Source organism: Shewanella sp. 4_MG-2023 (assembly GCF_030548015.1).
GTDB lineage: Bacteria > Pseudomonadota > Gammaproteobacteria > Enterobacterales > Shewanellaceae > Shewanella.
Window position 1 is genome coordinate 37,831 of record NZ_JAUORL010000002.1, and the last position, 20,208, is coordinate 58,038.

Consider the following 20,208-nt stretch of genomic DNA (forward strand, 5'->3'; position numbering starts at 1 on the left):
AATGAGCACAGTATTTTAACAAGCTGTTAAAAAAACTTTATAAAGTAAGTGAATAAACTTTCATAAATTGCAGTTAAAGATTGAGTTTTAGTTTTTTTTGGGCTGACAAATAGTGCCCTTGTCCACCGTTAGCCGCTAAATTTTGCACGATAGCCACTAAGCCTTCCCATCGATAACCGCACCAATCAGGCGCCAGTAATAGCGGTTTTTTAGCATAAGCTGTGACTCTGTGAAAAATAATATCTTTAGGTGTATGACGAATAAGCTCACTGGCATAGTTGGCGTAGTCTTCTTTTGTGAGTAATGCCATCCCTTTATGACGCCATGTCTTAGCCATTACACTCCCTTCTACTATATGTAATGGATGCAGTTTAATGCCATCAACTCCGGTTTCAATGACACTGTTCAAACTGCGCAAGTAATCACTATAGTCTTCACCGGGCAAGCCAAGGATCAAATGAGCACAGACTTTAATGCCACGTTTTCGAGCGCGCTGCACTGTATCTTGATAACAAGCAAAGTCATGACCACGGTTAATGCGCTTTAAGGTGTCATTGTTTGAAGTTTGTAAGCCAAGCTCAAGCCAGACTTCAGTCCCCTTATCTTGATAACTGACTAACAAATCTAAAATATCATCTGGTACACAATCCGGGCGGGTACCAATATGTAAGCCAACAATATCTGAATCTTTAATGGCCTCATCATACTTCGTCTTTAGCACCTGATACTCATCATAGGTACTCGTATAAGCCTGAAAATAAGCAATATATTTGGCACTATCATTTAGCGAGCGCTGCTTACCTTGCTTTAATTGCTCAGAGATACTGGCTTCAGTGCCTTGCTCATAACTAAATGACGACACATTACAGAAAGTGCAGCCGCCTTTACCTAAGGTTCCATCTCGATTTGGGCAAGTGAACTTAGCATCAATTGTCAGCTTTTTAATTCTGCCGCCATATTGCTGCTTACATACTGCACCGAAGGTATTTACAAAATCATCTAAACCCACAATTGCTCCTGACGGCAAAAAGTGGCAGACAATACAGGCTCTGACAGATAAAAACTTAGTGCCACATCAAAAAAACAGTAAATAAATCGATTAATTTATATTCACACAGTGACAAAGGGCACATTTTTGAACTTGGCAGTTACAACTCTTAGTCAAATTAATTGAATAAATAATCATTTAAGGCAATTTACCTGTTCAAACTGTACTTGAAAATAAATTCACTATCCATAAATCAATATCAATCAACACCAAATGTTAACCAAAAGTAAAAGTGACAATTTTGTAATTTTAAAATTCTTTTTATTCATAAGGTTATACGAACAAAAAAACATCTTACGTTAACGTAAGGTAGCTTTTTTATAACATTTGTAATAACAGTAACAATTCATTTTGTTGAGTAATTTAAGTTTGACCTTTATCCATTATCAAGCTAATTTGGGTGGTTCGGGTGCATATCTATGAGAACTTCTCCGCATTATCCGAGTCGTATTAAGTTAGGTTTAGGGAGTTTTTGTATGAGCTTATATCATCCCAGTTTTGAGCGGGACAATTGTGGATTTGGTTTAATAGCCCAAATGGATGGCGATGCTAGCCATCGTATTGTCCGTACTGCTATTCACGGTTTGGATAGAATGAAACACCGTGGCGGGATAGCATCAGACGGTCGCACAGGTGATGGCTGTGGACTATTAATGTCGATGCCGAAAGACTTTTTTGCAGCCATTGCAACTGAAAATGATTGGCACCTTAGCCGCAAGTTTGCAGTGGGCATGCTATTTCTCAGCCAAGATCCAGTCAAAGCTGAAACCGCAAAAGCCATTTTAGAAAAAGAACTCCAGCGTGAAACCTTAAGTGTTGCCGGTTGGAGAAAGGTGCCTGTAAACCCTGATGTACTGGGTGAGATTGGCCGCAAAAGCCTGCCACAAATTTACCAAGTGTTAATTAATGCCCCTGTGGGCTGGCGTGAAAAAGATTTAGAACGTCGGCTTTATATGGCCAGACGCCGTCTTGAACAGCAAATCATCGATGATAGCGACTTCTATGTTGCCAGCTTATCGGGTGAGGTTATTGTCTATAAAGGCTTAATGATGCCTGCAGACTTGCCAGCATTTTATTCTGACTTAGCCGATATTCGTCTCAAAAGCACCATTTGCTTATTCCATCAGCGCTTTTCAACTAACACCTCGCCGAAGTGGCCATTAGCGCAGCCATTTAGATTTTTAGCACATAATGGTGAAATCAATACCATTACCGGTAACCGCCAATGGGCCAGAGCCCGTGCTTATAAATTTAATTCACCGCTATTGCCTGATTTACAACAAGCCGCGCCTTTTGTTAATGAAACTGGCTCTGATTCATCATCATTGGATAATATGCTGGAAATGCTATTAGCCGGTGGCATGGATTTATACCGTGCTATGCGCTTACTTATACCACCAGCCTGGCAAAGTAATCCTGAAATGGATGATGAGTTGAAAGCATTTTATGATTTCAACTCGATGCATATGGAGCCGTGGGACGGCCCTGCTGGCATCGTAATGAGCAATGGCCGCCATGCTGCCTGCGCCGTAGACCGTAACGGCCTACGCCCTTCTCGCTACGTTATAACCAAGGATCGCATCCTAACACTGGCATCAGAAGTGGGTATTTGGGATTATTCTGCCGATGAAGTGGTAGAAAAAGGCCGTGTTGGCCCTGGCGAATTATTAGTACTCGATACCATGAATGGCCGTTTGTATTCGTCATTTGAAATCGATAATGACTTAAAACGTCGCCACCCATACAAAGAATGGATGGCTAAAAATAGCCGCACCTTAAAACCTGCGACCAAAATTGATGCCGCTCAACAAGGCGCCAGTAATTTTAGTGCTGATGTGTTACTTCAGTATCAAAAGCAATTTGGTTACAGCCGTGAAGAGTTAGAGCAAGTTATTTGGGTGCTAGCAAGTAAAGGTGAAGAAGCTACTGGCTCAATGGGTGATGATACTCCAATGGCGGTATTGTCGAAAAAATCTCGCTCACTGTATGACTATTTCCGTCAAAAGTTTGCACAAGTCACCAACCCGCCTATTGATCCATTACGTGAAAAACATGTGATGTCGTTAACCACCTGTATTGGGCGCGAGCAAAACTTATTTTGCGAAACAACCGGCGTGGCTTATCGAGTGATGTTTGAATCACCCGTTTTACTTTTTAGTGATTTTAATCAGTTACTTGGTCTTGATAGCAGTTACTACCGTGCGAATACTATTGATTTAAACTACGACGCCCACGAAAACTTAAAGCAAGCTATCGAGCGCATTACCGATGAAGCTGAGCGTTTAGCAAGAAGTGGCACAACCTTACTAATCCTGTCAGACAGAGCCGCCGCTAAAAATGTTCAAGTGATCCCTGCCGCTATGGCTGTGGGCGCGGTGCAGCAACGCCTTGTTGATCAAAGCTTACGTTGTGACACCAACATTATTGTTGAAACTGCATCAGCGCGCGACCCACATCACTTTGCCGTGCTATTAGGTTTTGGCGCGACAGCGATTTACCCTTATCTGGCTTATGAGTCTATTTCAGCCATGGCAAAGAAACATCAAGTAGAAGATGACAGTATCTTGATGTTGAACTTCCGCCAAGGTATTGAAAAAGGCCTGCGTAAAATCATGTCGAAAATGGGGATCAGTACTGTAGGCTCTTACCGTTGTAGCCAGCAATTTGAAGCCATTGGTTTATCTTCAGATGTAATTGAATTGTGCTTTAAAGGCGTGATTAGCCGTATTGAAGGTGCAAGCTTTGAACATTTAGCTACCGATCAAAAAGTGCTTCATACCGCAGCGTTTCGCGCTCACATACCACTGCCACAAGGCGGTTTATTAAAGTATGTTGAAGGCGGCGAGTATCATAGTTTCAACCCCGATGTCGTCAATACGTTACAGCAAAGTCTTAAAGATCAGGATTACCCTAAATATAAGAAATTTGCAGCGTTAGTCGATGACCGCCCTATTGCGACCTTACGTGACTTAATTGGCATTAAAGGCACAAATGCGGCCATTGACGAGTCAAATGTTGAAGCTGCCGGAAACTTATTCCCACGCTTTGATAGCGCTGCAATGAGTATCGGCGCATTAAGTCCGGAAGCCCATGAAGCCTTAGCCGTTGCTATGAACCGCATTGGTGGCCGTTCAAATTCTGGTGAAGGTGGTGAAGACCCAAGTCGTTTCAATAGCGAACGTAACTCAGCGATTAAGCAAATTGCCTCTGGCCGTTTTGGCGTTACAGCCCACTACCTTGTTAATGCTGATGTATTGCAAATTAAAGTCGCTCAAGGGGCAAAACCCGGTGAAGGTGGTCAGTTACCTGGCCATAAAGTGAGTGTTGAAATCGCTGGTCTTCGTCATGCGCGCCCTGGGGTTACCTTAATTTCGCCACCGCCGCATCATGACATTTATTCTATCGAAGATTTAGCCCAGCTGATTTTCGATTTAAAGCAAATCAACCCTAAAGCTTTAGTGTCAGTGAAACTGGTATCTGAGCCGGGCGTTGGCACCATCGCAACGGGTGTTGCGAAAGCTTACGCCGATATGATCACCATATCAGGTTACGATGGCGGTACTGGTGCCAGTCCAATTACGTCAGTTAAATATGCTGGCTCACCATGGGAGCTTGGCCTTGCGGAAGTGCATCAATCACTGGTTGAGAATGGTTTGCGTCATAAAATTCGCTTACAGGTCGATGGCGGCTTAAAAACCGGTCAAGACATCATTAAAGCCGCGTTGTTAGGTGCAGAAAGCTTTGGCTTTGGTACCGTACCTATGATTGCTTTAGGTTGTAAATACCTGCGTATTTGTCATTTAAACAACTGCGCAACCGGTGTAGCAACCCAAGATAAAAACTTACGTGACAAGCATTATCATGGCTTGCCAGAGCGAGTAATTACTTACTTTGAGTTTGTCGCTCAAGAAGTCCGTGAATGGATGGCAAAATTAGGCGTTGCTAAATTTGAAGATTTAGTCGGCCGTACTGATTGGTTATATGCCCTTGAAGGCCAAACAGCCAAGCAGTTAGGACTCGATTTAGCGCCAATTTTATATCAGCCAAAAGTCGCTGACGGAAGTGCTATAACTTGGAAAGAGTTAAACCCGCCTTCTGATAAAGGTGAGTTAAATCTACAAATTGTTTCAGACACAGCCCAAGCGGTATTAGCCGGTGAGGCGTTAACCAAGCAATATGCCATTAACAATACCGACCGCTCAATCGGCGCGACATTATCAGGTTTTATTGCCACCAACATTGGTAAAGAAGGCACTAAATCACCTATCACACTGCAATTTAACGGCAGTGCAGGTCAAAGCTTTGGGGTATGGAATAGCCCGGGGTTAGATTTAGAGCTAATTGGTGATGCTAATGACTATGTCGGTAAAGGCATGTCTGGCGGTAAGATTATTATCCATCCTCCTGTTGGCAGCCCATTCCAAAGTGAGCGCAGTGCCATTATGGGTAATACCTGTCTATATGGTGCAACTGGCGGCCGAGTTTATGCTGCAGGTCAAGCTGGCGAGCGTTTTGGGGTGCGTAACTCTGGCGCCGTAGCTGTGGTTGAAGGTGTGGGTGACAACGGTTGTGAGTACATGACTGGCGGCATCGTAGTTGTTCTTGGTAAAACAGGGGTTAACTTCGGCGCAGGTATGACGGGTGGTTTTGCTTATATCTTTGATCGCTTTAATCACTTTAGTCGCCGAGTTAATACTGAGCTTGTTGATACCCAAAAACTAGAATCAACAATACAGCAGCAACACCTTAAAGGCTTGATTGAAGAGCATGCAAGCGCCACTGGCAGTGAGCATGCCAAAATGATCTTAAGTGATTTTGAGAACTGGTTAGATTGTTTTGTATTAGTGAAGCCGAAGAACATTGCCGTTGCTGACTTGCTCAAAATTGAGCAAAAAAGCCCGGAACTTGCAGTAAAGGCGGGGTAAATTAAGATGAGTAATGATTTTCAATTTATAGAAGTCGATCGTAAAGATCCAACTAAACACGCCGCTTCGAAACGTTCAACTCAATTTATTGAGATTTATCAGCCGTTTTCTCAGCCTCAAGTGGCTGAGCAGGCAGACCGTTGTTTAGATTGTGGTAATCCTTATTGCGAGTGGAAGTGTCCACTGCATAACTACATTCCTAATTGGCTAAAACTGGCCGAACAAGGTCGTATTCTAGAAGCGGCAGATTTGGTTCATGAAACCAATACCTTGCCAGAAATATGTGGCAGAGTGTGCCCTCAAGATCGTCTATGTGAAGGGGCTTGCACCCTCAATGATGATTTCGGCGCAGTCACCATTGGTAATGTTGAAAAATACATTACCGATACTGCAATCAGCCAGGGATGGCGACCCGATATGACAAAAGTGAAGCCACGCAAAGAGCGCGTGGCAATTATTGGTGCAGGGCCAGCGGGCCTTGGTTGTGCTGATATCTTAAGTCGTAACGGTGTTAAAGCTGTGGTATATGATAAATACCCACAGATTGGTGGTTTGCTAACTTATGGCATTCCATCTTTCAAGCTTGATAAAGAGGTTATGGCCACCCGACGTAGTGTACTTGAAGGTATGGGCATTGAATTTAAAATGGGCGTTACCGTTGGTAAAGACATTCCCTTTCAAAGCCTGCTAGATGGTTATGATGCTGTGTTCCTCGGCATGGGTACCTACACAGCAATGAAAGCTCGCCTACCCGGTGAAGACAGTCAAGGTGTCATTCAAGCACTGCCTTACTTGATTGGTAATACTCATCATTTAATGGGCACTGAATGCTCTGAAAACCCATATTTAAGCCTTGAAGGTAAAAACGTGGTGGTATTAGGCGGTGGTGATACAGCTATGGATTGTGTCCGCACTGCTGTGCGCCAAGGGGCTAAAAGCGTCACTTGTGCTTATCGTCGTGATGAAGCAAACATGCCAGGCTCTCGCCGTGAAGTGCAAAATGCCCGCGAAGAAGGCGTCAACTTCTTATTTAACCGTCAACCGGTGGCAATCAAAGAGCAAGATGGCATAGTCACAGGCATTGAGTGTGTAGAAACTCAAATGGGCGAAGCCGATGAATCTGGTCGTCAAAAAGCTGAAGTCATTGCCGGTAGTGAGCAAACCCTTGAAGCTGATGCCATTATCATTGCCTTTGGTTTCCAAGCCAGCCCTGCAGCTTGGTTTAGCGACTTTGGCATTGAAACCAATGAATGGGGTTTAGTAAAAGCCAGTAAGTTTGACGATAACCCTTTCCAAACAACCAACCCGAAAGTGTTTGCCGGTGGTGATATGGTACGTGGTTCAGACTTAGTCGTTACCGCTATTGCTGAAGGCCGCGATGCAGCTCAAGGGATTTTAAACGCTTTTGAAGACGCATAACTCACTTTTGCAGCCACTGACAAGCCGCGGTCAATAACACAGCTTGGGCTGATTAATAGCAAAACTTGTGATAGCAAAGCTCTTAAAGCGCATCTTTTGATGCGCTTTTTTATTTGCTGAAATTGCTACTACAGTGCTCATTCCCTGTTTGCTTTTGTGCTATATTAGCCGCCATTATTTAAATGAACTGTTTGAGACGCTAATTATGAAAATCGCTATTATCGGTGCAATGGAACCTGAAGTTGCTCACCTAATTGAATCAATGACCAATCCAGTACACTCAACTGTAGCGGGAATCGAATTCGTTGAAGGACAACTTTCAGGTAAAGATGTTGTCGTCACCCGTTCAGGCATTGGTAAAGTCGCTGCCAGCGTTGCAACCACATTAGTTATCAACAACTTTAAGGTTGACGCTGTGATTAACACTGGCTCTGCAGGTGGATTTGTTGACAGTTTAAATATTGGCGATATTGTTATTTCATCTGAAGTACGTCATCACGATGTTGATGTAACCGCCTTTGGTTATGAAATTGGTCAAATGGCATCGCAGCCTGCTGCTTTCATCCCTGATGAAAAGTTAGTCACTGCCGCAAAAGCGGCTATTTCATCATTAGGTGAAGCTAAGGTGATTGAAGGTTTAATCGCCACAGGTGATAGCTTTATTTGCGATCCTGAACGCACAAAAGTGATGCTGGCTAACTTCCCAACTATGGCGGCATGTGAAATGGAAGCCGCTGCGATTGCGCAAGTTTGTCATCAATTTAAGGTGCCGTTTGTTGTCATCCGCTCATTATCAGATAATGCTAACAACGACTCGCCTGTTGATTTTGATTCCTACATTGTAAAAGCAGGTCATTACTCAGCATTAATGGTCATTGCATTACTAAAAAACCTATAAAGAAGCCCAAGGTAATTTAATTTAGCCGTTATTGGCAGCAAAATGATGTCGTTCTGCCAATAGGGTTAACACTGTGGATGTGGACTAATAAGGTGCTATGACATTGTTTGATAGTTCTTTTTACCAACAGCTCATTACGGTTGATGGTAGTTTTCTAGCTAACTGTCTGGTGCTTTTTATGGCGTTGCTCATTTCTAGAGTGGCGCCAATACCTAGACATTTGCAGCCAATTGTTTTTTTTCAGCTACTGGCTAATAAATTAAGCGCGAAAGTTAACCATCCACAGCGTTCTTCTCAACAGCAAGTTACCGCCGGCCTACTCGCAACACTGTTACTGATTTTACCACTGTGGTTTAGCGTCTACTTTATCTTGTCGCTCGCGGTATACCCGTGGTTTTTTGACTTTTTATTAGTGTATTTTTGCATCAGTGACGCAGGCTTTAGACCCGTCGCGAATGACGTTGTAAACTCCCTAAAGCTTAATGATAAACAACGAGCCAAAAAGTTACTGAGCCCATGGCTAATTCAGCAAACCGATAGTTTGTCAGAAGTCGGTATTTGTAAAGCCACCATTGAAAGGCTATTAATCAGCCCAAGTTATGGCACTGTCGCCACCATCTTATTTTTTGCCATTGGCGGTGCCCCCTTGGTGTTATTTATCCATTTGCTACGTCAATTAGAACATTGCTGGCCTAATTACGTGCCGCAATACCGCTACTTCAGCGCCCCTATTTATGCCCTCAACCAAATCATTTTTGCTCTCCCCAGTTTACTGTGGAATCTGACTTTAATTTTGCAAGGCAAATTAAAAAACGTATCAGCATTAGTTAAACAGCCAGCTCATACAGCTGGAGTGTTCGGTTACTCAAGCTTATACATTGGCAGTAAAGTGTTGGAAGTGGAGTTAGGCGGGCCGCAAAAATTTATCTTAAAACACCAATTGCAACGAGTTGAATTAAGCAAGATAAACCCATCAAGAATGCCGCTTACTCAAGATATCCGCAACGCGATCAGCTTGACATCATGGGCAATCAGCTTTTGGATTTGTTTTACCATTGCCATTCCGATTTTGTGGACCGCATTAAGGTGGTTTCAAGCGATGTAACTTTATTATAAAAAGGTTATTATACCCAGCTTAGTCATTTTTTGTTGTTTGATGTAGAGGCGACTCCTTTTGTTAGATAATCTGCAAATATCTTTAACGACCCCAGGTTTGTTATTCCCAGCTATTTCATTATTGCTGTTAGCTTACACTAACCGTTTTTTCGCATTAGCAGCTTTAATCAGAAACTTAAGCTCCTCAGGTAAGCCAATTAATAGCGAACAAATTAAAAACCTTCGTCAGCGCATTAAGATTATTAGACGCATGCAAGAAGCAGGCGTCATCAGTTTTGCCATCTGTGTCATTAGCATGATTTTTATTTATTTGGGGCTGTTTGATATCGGCTCAATGGTATTTGGGGTGAGTTTATTATTTTTACTTTATTCACTGATTTTATCTGTAGTTGAAATCCGTATTTCGGTCGATGCACTCAATATCCACTTAAAAGAGCTTAGCAATGATTGAGTGGATTTACTTTTTTGACTTGTGTGGCACCGCGGTCTTTGCCTTATCAGGCGCATTAGCCGCAGGTAAGCATAAAATGGACCCATTTGGGGTAATTGTTTTGGCCTCAGTGACCGCCATTGGTGGCGGCAGTATTCGTGATGCGCTTATTGGCTCAACACCGGTGTTTTGGATCAGTAACCCCAGTTATGTGGTGGTCATTTTGGCAACCGTGATTGCCTGTTTCATTTTAGTTCGTAAACCTCATAAATTACCTAAGTTAACCCTCCCCATAGCCGATGCCTTTGGCTTGGCTCTGTTTACCGTGATTGGTGCAGAAAAAGCATTGCAACTAGGGTTATCTGGCATGTCTGCGGTGATCTTAGGTTTAATCACCGGTGTCGGTGGTGGTATTATCCGAGACTTATTATGCCAGCAAGTGCCTATGGTACTGCGCACCGAAATATATGCCACAGCCTCTATTGTTGGCGGTATCTGTTATACCTTGAGTATTGCAGTGGGTATGGATAGCACTTACGCGCTGTTTTTGGCCATGTTTAGCACCTTGATTATTCGCTTAAGTGCAATTCGCTGGCATTTATCATTACCTGCATTCGATTTAAAAACTAAGGGCCATTAGATGCGACTCATTTTATTAGTATGCTGTTTATTGAGTAGTATTTGGAGCACTTCAAGCCTGGCTAATAGCGGCGAAATGCCAAAACAGCAGCAGCTTGCAGTGCAATACATGCAAGCATTAACCAGCCATGATTACCGCACTTTAAAGAAGTTTTATAATCGTGAAAGCGTCTTTTTTGATAAAACCGCCAATGTAAAATACACCGGCGGTCGTCATATTATCGAGTTTTTCCAGCGCGCCCATGATGGCGTTCTTGAGTATAAATTGAATATTGAGCACATGTTTAATACTGGCTCTTTAGTGGTACTCATTGGTAACTATCACCTTAGAGGCCCAGGTGATCAATTTGGCAAACCCGGCAAGATTATTGAAATCGCCGTGCCTGGTGTTACCACCTTAAAGTTCGATATGAAAACCGAGCGGGTGACAGAACAAGTTGACTTAATGGACTATCAAACCATGTCCGATCAACTTGAGTCACAATAAAGTTAACTCGCGCTAAAAACCTGTGTAGATTGCCATTATTTGGTAAATTTTACCCATAAAAAAACGGCTCATTGAGCCGTTTTTTGCTTTTAGGGATTAAGCCCCATCAGAATTTATTGTCTGCCTATACAAGCGAAACTTTAGCAAACTTGCGCTTACCTACTTGGAATACCGCGGTCATACCCGCAGTAAATACCTGACGAGTATCAGTGAGCTTTTCGCCATCCATTTTAACCGCGCCTTGCTTGATCATGCGCATGCCATCAGATGTTGAAGCAACCAGTGCCGCACTCTTAAGTAAGTTAGCAATCGCTAAGCCTTCGCCAGCTTCAAGCTCAACTTCTTCGATATCATCAGGAATAGCGCCCTTCTGGAAACGATCAATAAAGGCTTGATGTGCTGAGTCTGCTTGAGCTTGATCATGAAAACGAGCGATGATTTCTTTTGCTAAGGCAATTTTGATATCACGTGGGTTCTGACCGTTTTCAACATCTTGCTTAAATTGTGCAATTTCAGCCAATGGGCGGAATGACAACAATTCAAAGTAGCTCCACATTAGGTCATCTGAGATTGACATAATTTTGCCAAACATCTCATTTGCAGGCTCGCTAACGCCAATGTAGTTATGTGCCGATTTAGACATTTTCTTCACGCCGTCTAAACCCACTAATAAAGGCATCATGATCACGGTTTGTGGCTTTTGCCCTTCCGCTTTTTGTAACTCACGACCCATTAATAGGTTGAACTTTTGATCGGTTCCGCCTAATTCAACGTCAGCTTTTAATGCAACTGAATCGTAGCCTTGCAGTAATGGATACATAAACTCATGAATTGCAATTGATTGACCACCTGCATAACGCTTTTTAAAGTCATCACGTTCCATCATGCGTGCAACGGTTTGTTGTGATGCTAAACGGATCATACCAGCAGCGCCCAGTGACTCTAACCACGATGAGTTAAACTCAATGCGGGTTTTTGCCGGGTCAAGAATTTTAAATACCTGCTCTTTGTATGTTTCAGCATTGGCCAGTACATCTTCACGAGTTAATGGCGGGCGCGTGGTGTTTTTACCACTAGGATCACCAACCATACCGGTAAAGTCACCAATAAGGAAAATCACCTCATGACCTAACTCTTGGAAGGTACGTAGCTTATTTAAGATCACCGTGTGACCTAAATGAATATCTGGAGCGGTTGGGTCTGCACCTAGTTTAATTCTTAAAGGACGACCTTCTTTAAGTTTTTCTAGCAGATCAGACTCAACTAAAATCTCGTCAGTACCGCGTTTAATTTCTGCTAACACTTGGTCTAAATCAGCCATTTCGGCACCTACTCCTGCAGCTTGGATAAAAAATAAGACGCCTATGTTACTTGTTAGCCACAGTAATTGAAAGTGTGTACACTAAGGGGATTACAACGAAAAAGAGAAATTGGTACCTAGGTCAATGGCAAAGTTTATCACTTTATTTAAATTGCTCCCTAAAGTGCACCAAATTGCACTGTGTTCATTAGTTATTCTCACGATAGTTATCGTGTTATTCCCATCAGATAATGCCCAAGCATCCAAACAAGCTAACACTGGTACAGTTGATATTTCCGATAGAATTGGCATCCAAGCCCCTTCGTCTGAAGAAGGTCATGTCAGTAACAATGACAAACAAAGCCAATACTCTGTACCGCTGGCCTTTAGAACCCCAACTCCGCCTGGAGGCAGCGCCCCAGCAAACACTATAACGGCAAGCAATAATGATGCTCAGCTTCGCCCTTCGCAAGAAAGTAATCCTATTGCTGATTTAAACCCATTAATGACAGCCTCAGACGGCTTATTAGCCACCCAAGCAGATGTTGAAAATGCCGTACCCTATCGTGAAGCAGATTTACTGTCACATAAAACCTTTAAAGTCGCTAAAGGTGACACTTTTGGTGGCTTAGCCAATAGAGCAGGCTTAAGTCCAAAAGATGTTTATCAAATTACCCGTTTGCCTGTATCTAAGAAAAATTTACTCAAAATCATGCCCGGTGAAGAGATTATTGTCTCTAAAGATGCCCAAGATGAAGTGACTCAAATTAGTTATCAAATGGACAAAGTCTCTACCCTATTGATTTCAAAGTTTGATGATAAATTCGAAGAAAAGGTCAATGTTAAGTCCATTACCTTAGAAACGAAGTTCATCACCGCCAATATTAGTACTAATTTTTGGAGCGCTGCAGCCAGCGCCGGTTTATCAGCTAACCATATTATGCAACTTGCCAACATTTTTGGTTGGGATATCGATTTCGCTCTAGATATACGTAAAGACGATCATTTCTCATTGATGTTTGAAGAAGAGTTTGTTGATGGCCAATTTATTGGTACCGGCAACATTTTAGCCGCCGAATTTGTTAACCAAGGTGAGCGCTACACAGCTGTACGTTATACCGATGGCGAATATTACTCAGAAACAGGCAGTAGCATGCGAAAAGCCTTCCTTCGCTCACCTGTTGACTTTAAATATGTCAGCTCAAGCTTTAATCCGCGTCGCTTACACCCAGTCACAGGCCAGGTTAGAGCACACCGTGGGGTAGATTATGTGGCTGCTATTGGTACCCCTATTAAAGCTGCAGGTCGCGGTAAAGTGATTGAGTCAAGTTATAACAAATACAATGGTAACTATGTCTTTATCAAGCATAACGATACCTACACCACTAAATATCTGCATCTAACAAAACGCAAAGTAAAACGTGGCGAAACCGTTAAGCAAGGGCAGATTATTGGTACTTTAGGAAAAACAGGTCGCGTTACTGGCGCTCACTTACATTACGAATTTATCGTTAATGGCGTGCATCGCAATCCAAGAACCATCAAGTTACCGCAATCTAAGCCAATTGATAAAAAAGAAAAAGCGCAGTTTGATATACTCAGCAAGCAAATAATGGCTAAAATTGAGCAAAACAAGCAGCAGCATTATGCCAGTAATTAACCTGTGATGCCGCGATTGAACTAGCGTTTCTCTAGTCACCCATTCCTTTGTTGGGCTAGTTTCATACAGAATCTAGCCCGCTTCATAAATGAGCCAATACCATGGATAAACCTCAGTATTATATCGGTTTAATGTCAGGCACCAGTATGGATGGTGTCGATGCTGTTTTAGTTGATTTTAGCAATAACCAAACCCGCTTAATCGCTACCTATACGGTAGCAATTCCAGAGCATGTTCTGCATCAATTACACCGTCTATGTAGTCCTAATAATGATGAACTGAACATTATGGGCCGCATGGACAGAAGTATGGGCTTACTGTTTGCACAGGCGGTCAACGAATTATTAGCAACCACCACTATTAATAAAGCCGATGTCATAGCCATTGGTAGTCACGGCCAAACCATTCGCCACATGCCCAATCTTGAGCATGGTTTCAGCTTACAAATTGGTGATGCGGATACCATAGCGGTTACCACGGGTATTAACGTCATTGCAGACTTTAGGCGCAAAGATATTGCCTTAGGCGGTCAAGGGGCGCCGTTAGTACCAGCATTTCATCAAGCGTTATTTGCTAAAGCTCACACACCACGGATTATTTTAAATATTGGCGGCATTGCTAATATCACTTACTTGCCAGGGGAATCTGATCAGGTTATTGGATTTGATACAGGCCCAGGTAACACCCTCATGGATGCATTCATTCTGCAACAGCAGCAGCTCAGTTTTGATGAATCAGGTCAATGGGCCGCATCAGGTAACACCAATGCCGAGTTATTAACTCACCTGTTAACTCACCCGTACTTTTCGATGGCCTATCCTAAAAGCACTGGTAGAGAGCTATTTAATCATGCTTGGCTTGAACAGCAATTGGCTGATTTTTCTCATCTAGCACTAGAGGATATTCAATCCACGCTACTTGATCTTAGCTGTCAGACAATCGCCAATGATATTAATCAACTCACGGATGCTGGCGATATTTTTGTTTGTGGCGGCGGCGCTTTTAACACTGAGTTGATGCAGCGTTTAGCCATGCTGGTGCCTAACTTTACCCTGTCAAGTACCACAGCAATCGGTATGGACCCCAAATGGGTTGAAGCCATCGCCTTTGCCTGGCTTGCTATGAGACATCACCACGGCTTAACGGCCAACTTACCCGCTGTGACTGGCGCAAGTAGAGCGGCGATCCTTGGCAGCTTTTACAGCGCTATTTAGTAAGTGAATAGATAGCAATACTAGTACCTAAACTCGCTATCAAAACTCGATATCAAAGCGATGCATATAACTGAACAAAAGTGAGTAGGGTTTCACCCACAAGCTTTGTTCAGCGTTAATACTTTTTCTTTAAATTCCCTCTCTTGTACAAAGTCACATTGTAATAACGGTAAATTACTGCTTAACTCTTTGTAGTGATTATTTTTTGTTCGTACAGCAGTATTCAATTTAAATTAAGGAAGGTTAAATGAGTATTTCGCAAAAAATGTTTGCAGAGTTTCTAGGAACCTTATGGTTAGTGTTAGGCGGCTGTGGTAGTGCGGTATTGGCCGCGGCTTTTCCTGAAGTAGGTATTGGGCTATTGGGCGTATCCTTAGCTTTTGGTTTAACCGTACTCACCATGGCATTTGCCATTGGTCATATTTCTGGCTGCCATCTAAATCCAGCAGTTTCATTTGGTTTATGGGCTGGGGGTCGCTTCCCCGCATCTGAGCTAGCGCCCTATATTATTGCCCAAGTGGCTGGCGGTATTGCTGGCGCAGGTATTTTATACCTTATTGCCACAGGTCAAGATGGCTTTAGTTTAGCAGGCGGTTTTGCCTCAAATGGTTTTGGTGAGCACTCTCCTGGTGGCTACAGTTTAACGGCGGTATTAATTACTGAAGTGGTAATGACGTTATTCTTTTTATTAATCATCTTAGGTGCCACAGACTCTCGTGCTCCTGCGGGGTTTGCCCCGATTGCGATTGGTTTAGGGCTAACGTTAATTCATTTGATCAGTATTCCAGTATCAAATACCTCAGTTAACCCTGCTCGTAGCACTGGGCCTGCATTATTTGTCGGCGATTGGGCGGTATCTCAGCTGTGGTTATTTTGGCTTGCACCCATTGCAGGGGCGATTATTGCAGGTTTGATTTATCGCTTTTTTGAAAAGCCAGCTGACAATACATAAGCACACTCATTAGCCACTGAGTCACGAATAAAAGAGCACCTTGAGTGCTCTTTTCTTTTTCAATCTAAAAGTCGATGTTATCATGAGCCACCGACGGGATTTGGTAACGCTAAAGCTTGCTCTTTAGCTGCTCAATTTAGCCAATACCGCAACCTATTTACTTATTTTATTGAGAATACACCATGAGTAGCAAATCAAAATCTATTGCCGACCAATTAAACATGACCCCAGAAGCAAGATACGATTACCTTGTTGAGCAAGTTAAGCAAGAGCAGCAAATCTGGAGCCTACAAGATCAAGATGGCTGCGTGATGCTCACCACTGAAGATGAAGATTGTATTCCAATGTGGCCTTCTGAAGATGCGGCAAAATTATGGGCTGTTGATGAATGGAGTGATTGTGAACCATTATCAATTCCACTTAATGAATTTCAACAGCGTTGGGTAAGCGGTATGGAAGAAGATGATTTATTCATTGCCGTATTCCCAGTTCATGAAGATTTGGGTGTAGTGATCCCACCATTTGAACTTGATTCACGTTTAACGCCGAAAAAGCAATCAAAGCACTAACTCTTAAGCAAAACATAATTCTTAAGCACAAACATAATACTTTAATACAGATATAAACCATGACAGATAAAAATGTGACCACAAGCGAGATATGCCCTGATAAAGATAATACTCCCGCAATGGAGCAAAGCGCTGAAAGCCAAACTAAAGCTGTTTTCCCTAAAAGGTTAATGGCTTTATTGGCGGTCTACGTTATCTCGTCCGTCAGCGGTTTAATGGCCCAGCAAGGTGTATTGCTCTGTATATTGACCTTAATGATGGTGCTCGGTATTACAGGACGTCAAAAAGCGGCTTTATACATGCTTCGTGGCTACGGGATCTTGCAGCTGGCCTTATATAGCATGCTACCTGTCATTATGTATGATCCTGACAACTTAGTCGCTGGGCCGACTACTTTTGATTTTGGCTTTATGCAAATGGTACTGCCTGATTGGATTATCTTTACAGCGCTAATTATTTTGGCATTAATCCAAGTGTGGATTAGCTTTAATGCAAAAGTGCTGAAGTGGTTTAAGCCGCGGATGAACTTCAATATTATTAGTTGATTTGATAGTCAATTTAAGACACAAAAAAGCCGTCACATGACGGCTTTTTTATTGGTCTCAGTTTAGCTATTAAACTGAGAAACTGGCCCCACAACCACAGGTTGTTGTTGCATTTGGGTTTTTCACGAAGAAACGTGACCCTTCTAAGCCTGAAGTGTAGTCAACTTCACCGCCAACAAGATATTGAAGACTCATAGGATCAACAACCAGTTGTACCCCTTGCTTTTCAATAGTGAAGTCACCTTCATTCACTTTTTCATCAAAAGTAAAACCATACTGGAAACCTGAACAACCGCCTCCAGTTACGTATACTCGAAGTTTTAATTCAGGATTCTGCTCTTCTTCTAGCAGCCCTTTAACTTTAGTTGCCGCAGCATCGGTAAATTGGATTGGCATTGCTGCATCTGTTTGTTCAGTCATTACTACCTCTAACTTCAGTTTCAGATCGGGATTATCTATTACCTGACTAATTTGTTCAAGTATTACCCTTAGTTCTTTTTTAGCTTTCTAGTAACTCTGCGATATCGAACGTTTGCTCAATACGTCCACCTCGTACCCCGCGGGCAGCTGAGACTAGCACTACCGCTTTTACACGTTGTAAAGCAAAGCCTTCAGGCAGGTTCATTTCAGTATCAAATATTTGAAAGTAGCGAAAACCAAATGCAAATTTTTCAATATCAATGTCAGATAATGAAATTTCAACTTGCTGTTCATGTTGTAAACCCACCAACACAATATCTGCAACCCCTTTAACGCTGGTTTTACGCTTTTGGTTTTGGGTCAAAATTAATCTTAATTGATAACTATTGGCGACTAAGCCTTTTGACAGTTCGAGACCATGGATAGCAATGCCATCCACCTCTTTTTCTGGTGACACTAAGCTGCGATAAAATGCTAACTCTTGTTCGATAGTTTTTTGCTGTTGCAGTTGTTCTTTGAACATGGTTTGCATGTTGCTATTGGCTTTTTCAGCAATTGATACTGCCATTTCAAGCCGTGAAATCACCAGAGATTGTTTCTGGTAAGCCGTTTGTAATGCCTGAATTTCTTCCGCATTAAGCTCGGGTTCTATCACTTCTGACATAACAAAATGTTGGCTCAGCACCCCAATGGTGAAACTAATCACAATCAGCCCAAATAAATACAGACCTGAAGTGCGCTTTTTTCGTTCTAAAACTTGCAAGCGGTTCAGCAAGCGACGATAATTTAACATTAGGTAACAAGCCTTTAATAAAATACAATGCTAACAATATGCCCACAGATGGAAGTTAGGCAATAAAGTGCAATTCAAGTTTAGTAAAGCCGCTATTATTCACACCAAAGCAGTTACACGCAAATATCTTCGTAACGATTTGAGAGATAAACTTTCTCAAGCGAAAATTAGTGTGCAACTTTGTGCGTTAGCGCTTCTATTTGCTCTCATTACCTCCGGTGTGATCATCTTATTTCGCTTAACCTTGAACTGGGCACAAGTGTATACCCTTGCTGAAGCCACCCATTTCACTGACACAGTCAGTGATTGGCGCACTTACTTACCCATTTTAGGCGCATTACTTATTTGGTTGGTGGCTGGTATTGGTTCCAAACGCTATCGCCGTATGGGCATTGCCTATGTCTTACACCGATTCAAATTACATTACGGCAAAGTGCCGTTACCATCGGCTGCGGGTCAGTTTTTTCAAGCATTAATTGCGCTAGTGGCAAATTTTTCAGTGGGTAAAGAAGGCCCAGCTATTCACCTTGGCGCGGTGAGCGCGAGCTTTTTAGCTGAAAAATTTAAATTGCCTGACAACAGTGTGCGCATTATGTGTGCCAGTGGCATTGCTGCAGGTATCGCCGCCATTTTTAACGCGCCATTAGCCGCTGTATTATTTGTATTTGAAGTGATTGTGCGCGAATACAAGATTCATTACTTCTTTCCGATCATGCTTTCAGCCATATGTGGTGCATTATCAAGCCAGTTAGTTTTCGGCAATATTCATGAATATGACTTAATCAACGTCACTCGTATTCCGTTAGATCAATACCCAATTCTTGCCATAGGCGGTATCGTTTTAGGCTGCACTGCGGCGCTGTTTAATCACTCATTACTTAAAATGACCGCCATTGGTCAGCATTGGCCTTTAATTTATCGATTAATGATTGCCGCGGTCATCACCACCTTAATCGGCTTAATACTGCCACAAGCACTAGGCTCTGGTGATTTAGCCATTGAAGCCGCCATTAGCGAGCATCCAAGTTTATGGTTTTTAGGCGCATTGCTTGTGGCTAAAATAATCGCCACCATTGCTGCAATCAGTTTTGGCATTCCTGGTGGCTTAATTGGCCCCTTGTACGGAATAGGGGCATTAATTGGCGCCATGTTAGCCCTTGTTAGTGCGATTTTTTTTCCGTCAATTGCGCCTTATGTTGGCCTTTATACCGTGATCGGAATGACGGCGATGATGGGGGTGTGTTTAAGTGCGCCACTAGCCGCATTAGTGGCACTATTAGAGCTCACCAATGACGCTGCGATTATTTTACCTGCCATGTTTGTCACTATCCCCGCCTTTTTGATTGCCTATCAGGGCTTTAATACCAATTCGGTTTTTTTAAAACAATTGGACATTATGGGGCTTGGCTATAAAGTGCCGCCGGTTAATCTTGGGCTGCAAAAGAAAGGCGTACGGGCGCTGATGGATAAACGCTTTGTGATCGTTAATGACGATAATGACTTACTGCTTGAAGTCATGAAACGTGCGCAAGGCCGCCCAGTGATGGTACGTAATGCTGATAACCAAATTGAAATGCTCAGCCTTGAGATGCAGTCCTTTGAAGATAAAACCACCCTTTCACGGCATTTGATGCACGGCGTTGCTGATACCGCAACCTTAAATGAAGTGTACGAGCTATTGTCACTAAAACGCAGTGGTGAAGTGTATATTTATCAGAATAATACCAATAATGTCGTTGGGGTCATTAGCTGGGCAAACCTATGGCAAGAAATCCGTTCTGGGCAAGTATAAT

The 20,208-nt window shown here is 42.7% G+C and carries 17 protein-coding genes; 13 read left to right on the plus strand and 4 right to left on the minus strand.

The window, feature by feature from the left end; genetic code table 11:
• Nucleotides 1-73 precede the first annotated feature (73 nt).
• Nucleotides 74-1,009 carry a TIGR01212 family radical SAM protein gene (locus Q4546_RS01140; protein ID WP_303445538.1) on the minus strand — a complete coding sequence of 312 codons (936 nt, stop codon included), beginning with the start codon at nt 1,007-1,009 and terminating at the stop codon, nt 74-76.
• 515 nt (nt 1,010-1,524) lie between these two features.
• Here Q4546_RS01140 and gltB point away from each other — a divergent pair.
• From gltB to Q4546_RS01175, 7 genes are all read left to right on the plus strand, one after another.
• Entirely contained in the window at nt 1,525-5,973 is a 4,449-nt protein-coding gene (gltB, locus tag Q4546_RS01145) for a glutamate synthase large subunit (protein WP_102475605.1), read from the plus strand.
• 6 nt (nt 5,974-5,979) lie between these two features.
• Entirely contained in the window at nt 5,980-7,392 is a 1,413-nt protein-coding gene (locus Q4546_RS01150) for an FAD-dependent oxidoreductase (RefSeq protein ID WP_102439252.1), read from the plus strand.
• A 205-nt stretch (nt 7,393-7,597) separates the two neighbouring features.
• Nucleotides 7,598-8,290, plus strand: a complete 693-nt coding sequence (locus Q4546_RS01155) for a 5'-methylthioadenosine/adenosylhomocysteine nucleosidase (RefSeq protein ID WP_102439253.1) — start codon at nt 7,598-7,600, stop codon at nt 8,288-8,290.
• Nucleotides 8,291-8,393: 103 nt separating this feature from the next.
• Nucleotides 8,394-9,395 (plus strand): cobalamin biosynthesis protein, encoded by a 1,002-nt coding sequence (locus tag Q4546_RS01160; RefSeq protein ID WP_157936105.1) that lies wholly within the window; start codon nt 8,394-8,396, stop codon nt 9,393-9,395.
• A gap of 81 nt (nt 9,396-9,476) precedes the next feature.
• The gene (locus tag Q4546_RS01165; RefSeq protein WP_102439286.1) at nt 9,477-9,857 is read left to right on the plus strand and encodes a DUF2721 domain-containing protein; all 381 of its coding nucleotides are present in this window, start codon (nt 9,477-9,479) and stop codon (nt 9,855-9,857) included.
• On the plus strand, nt 9,850-10,476 hold the full coding sequence (locus Q4546_RS01170) for a trimeric intracellular cation channel family protein (RefSeq protein WP_102439255.1): 627 nt from the start codon (nt 9,850-9,852) through the stop codon (nt 10,474-10,476). Before Q4546_RS01165 ends, Q4546_RS01170 begins: the two co-directional genes overlap by 8 nt.
• Nucleotides 10,477-10,962 carry a nuclear transport factor 2 family protein gene (locus Q4546_RS01175; protein WP_102439256.1) on the plus strand — a complete coding sequence of 162 codons (486 nt, stop codon included), beginning with the start codon at nt 10,477-10,479 and terminating at the stop codon, nt 10,960-10,962. It begins immediately after the preceding gene.
• Between the two features lie 124 nt (nt 10,963-11,086).
• On the opposite strand, the gene tyrS is transcribed toward Q4546_RS01175, so the two are convergent.
• Complete coding sequence (gene tyrS / locus Q4546_RS01180) at nt 11,087-12,283, minus strand: tyrosine--tRNA ligase (RefSeq protein ID WP_102439257.1); 1,197 nt, start codon at nt 12,281-12,283, stop codon at nt 11,087-11,089.
• A gap of 124 nt (nt 12,284-12,407) precedes the next feature.
• Between tyrS and Q4546_RS01185 the strand changes: the two genes are divergently transcribed.
• From Q4546_RS01185 to Q4546_RS01205, 5 genes are all read left to right on the plus strand, one after another.
• A complete protein-coding gene (locus Q4546_RS01185) occupies nt 12,408-13,922 on the plus strand; it encodes a peptidoglycan DD-metalloendopeptidase family protein (protein ID WP_102475601.1) in 1,515 nt (504 codons plus the stop codon).
• 101 nt (nt 13,923-14,023) lie between these two features.
• Nucleotides 14,024-15,136 carry an anhydro-N-acetylmuramic acid kinase gene (locus tag Q4546_RS01190; RefSeq protein ID WP_102519302.1) on the plus strand — a complete coding sequence of 371 codons (1,113 nt, stop codon included), beginning with the start codon at nt 14,024-14,026 and terminating at the stop codon, nt 15,134-15,136.
• A 247-nt stretch (nt 15,137-15,383) separates the two neighbouring features.
• Nucleotides 15,384-16,088 carry an aquaporin Z gene (aqpZ, locus tag Q4546_RS01195; protein ID WP_102519303.1) on the plus strand — a complete coding sequence of 235 codons (705 nt, stop codon included), beginning with the start codon at nt 15,384-15,386 and terminating at the stop codon, nt 16,086-16,088.
• A 182-nt stretch (nt 16,089-16,270) separates the two neighbouring features.
• Nucleotides 16,271-16,657: a DUF2750 domain-containing protein gene (locus tag Q4546_RS01200; protein ID WP_102519304.1), complete on the plus strand. Its 387-nt coding sequence runs from the start codon at nt 16,271-16,273 to the stop codon at nt 16,655-16,657.
• 119 nt (nt 16,658-16,776) lie between these two features.
• Nucleotides 16,777-17,202, plus strand: coding sequence for a hypothetical protein (locus Q4546_RS01205; protein ID WP_102439287.1), 426 nt, complete (start codon nt 16,777-16,779; stop codon nt 17,200-17,202).
• 69 nt (nt 17,203-17,271) lie between these two features.
• On the opposite strand, the gene erpA is transcribed toward Q4546_RS01205, so the two are convergent.
• The gene (gene erpA, locus Q4546_RS01210; RefSeq protein WP_055024237.1) at nt 17,272-17,622 is read right to left on the minus strand and encodes an iron-sulfur cluster insertion protein ErpA; all 351 of its coding nucleotides are present in this window, start codon (nt 17,620-17,622) and stop codon (nt 17,272-17,274) included.
• Between the two features lie 79 nt (nt 17,623-17,701).
• Nucleotides 17,702-18,415, minus strand: coding sequence for a DUF6776 family protein (locus Q4546_RS01215; protein WP_102439262.1), 714 nt, complete (start codon nt 18,413-18,415; stop codon nt 17,702-17,704).
• Between the two features lie 67 nt (nt 18,416-18,482).
• Between Q4546_RS01215 and Q4546_RS01220 the strand changes: the two genes are divergently transcribed.
• Entirely contained in the window at nt 18,483-20,207 is a 1,725-nt protein-coding gene (locus tag Q4546_RS01220; RefSeq protein ID WP_102439263.1) for a chloride channel protein, read from the plus strand.
• Nucleotide 20,208: the final 1 nt, after the last annotated feature.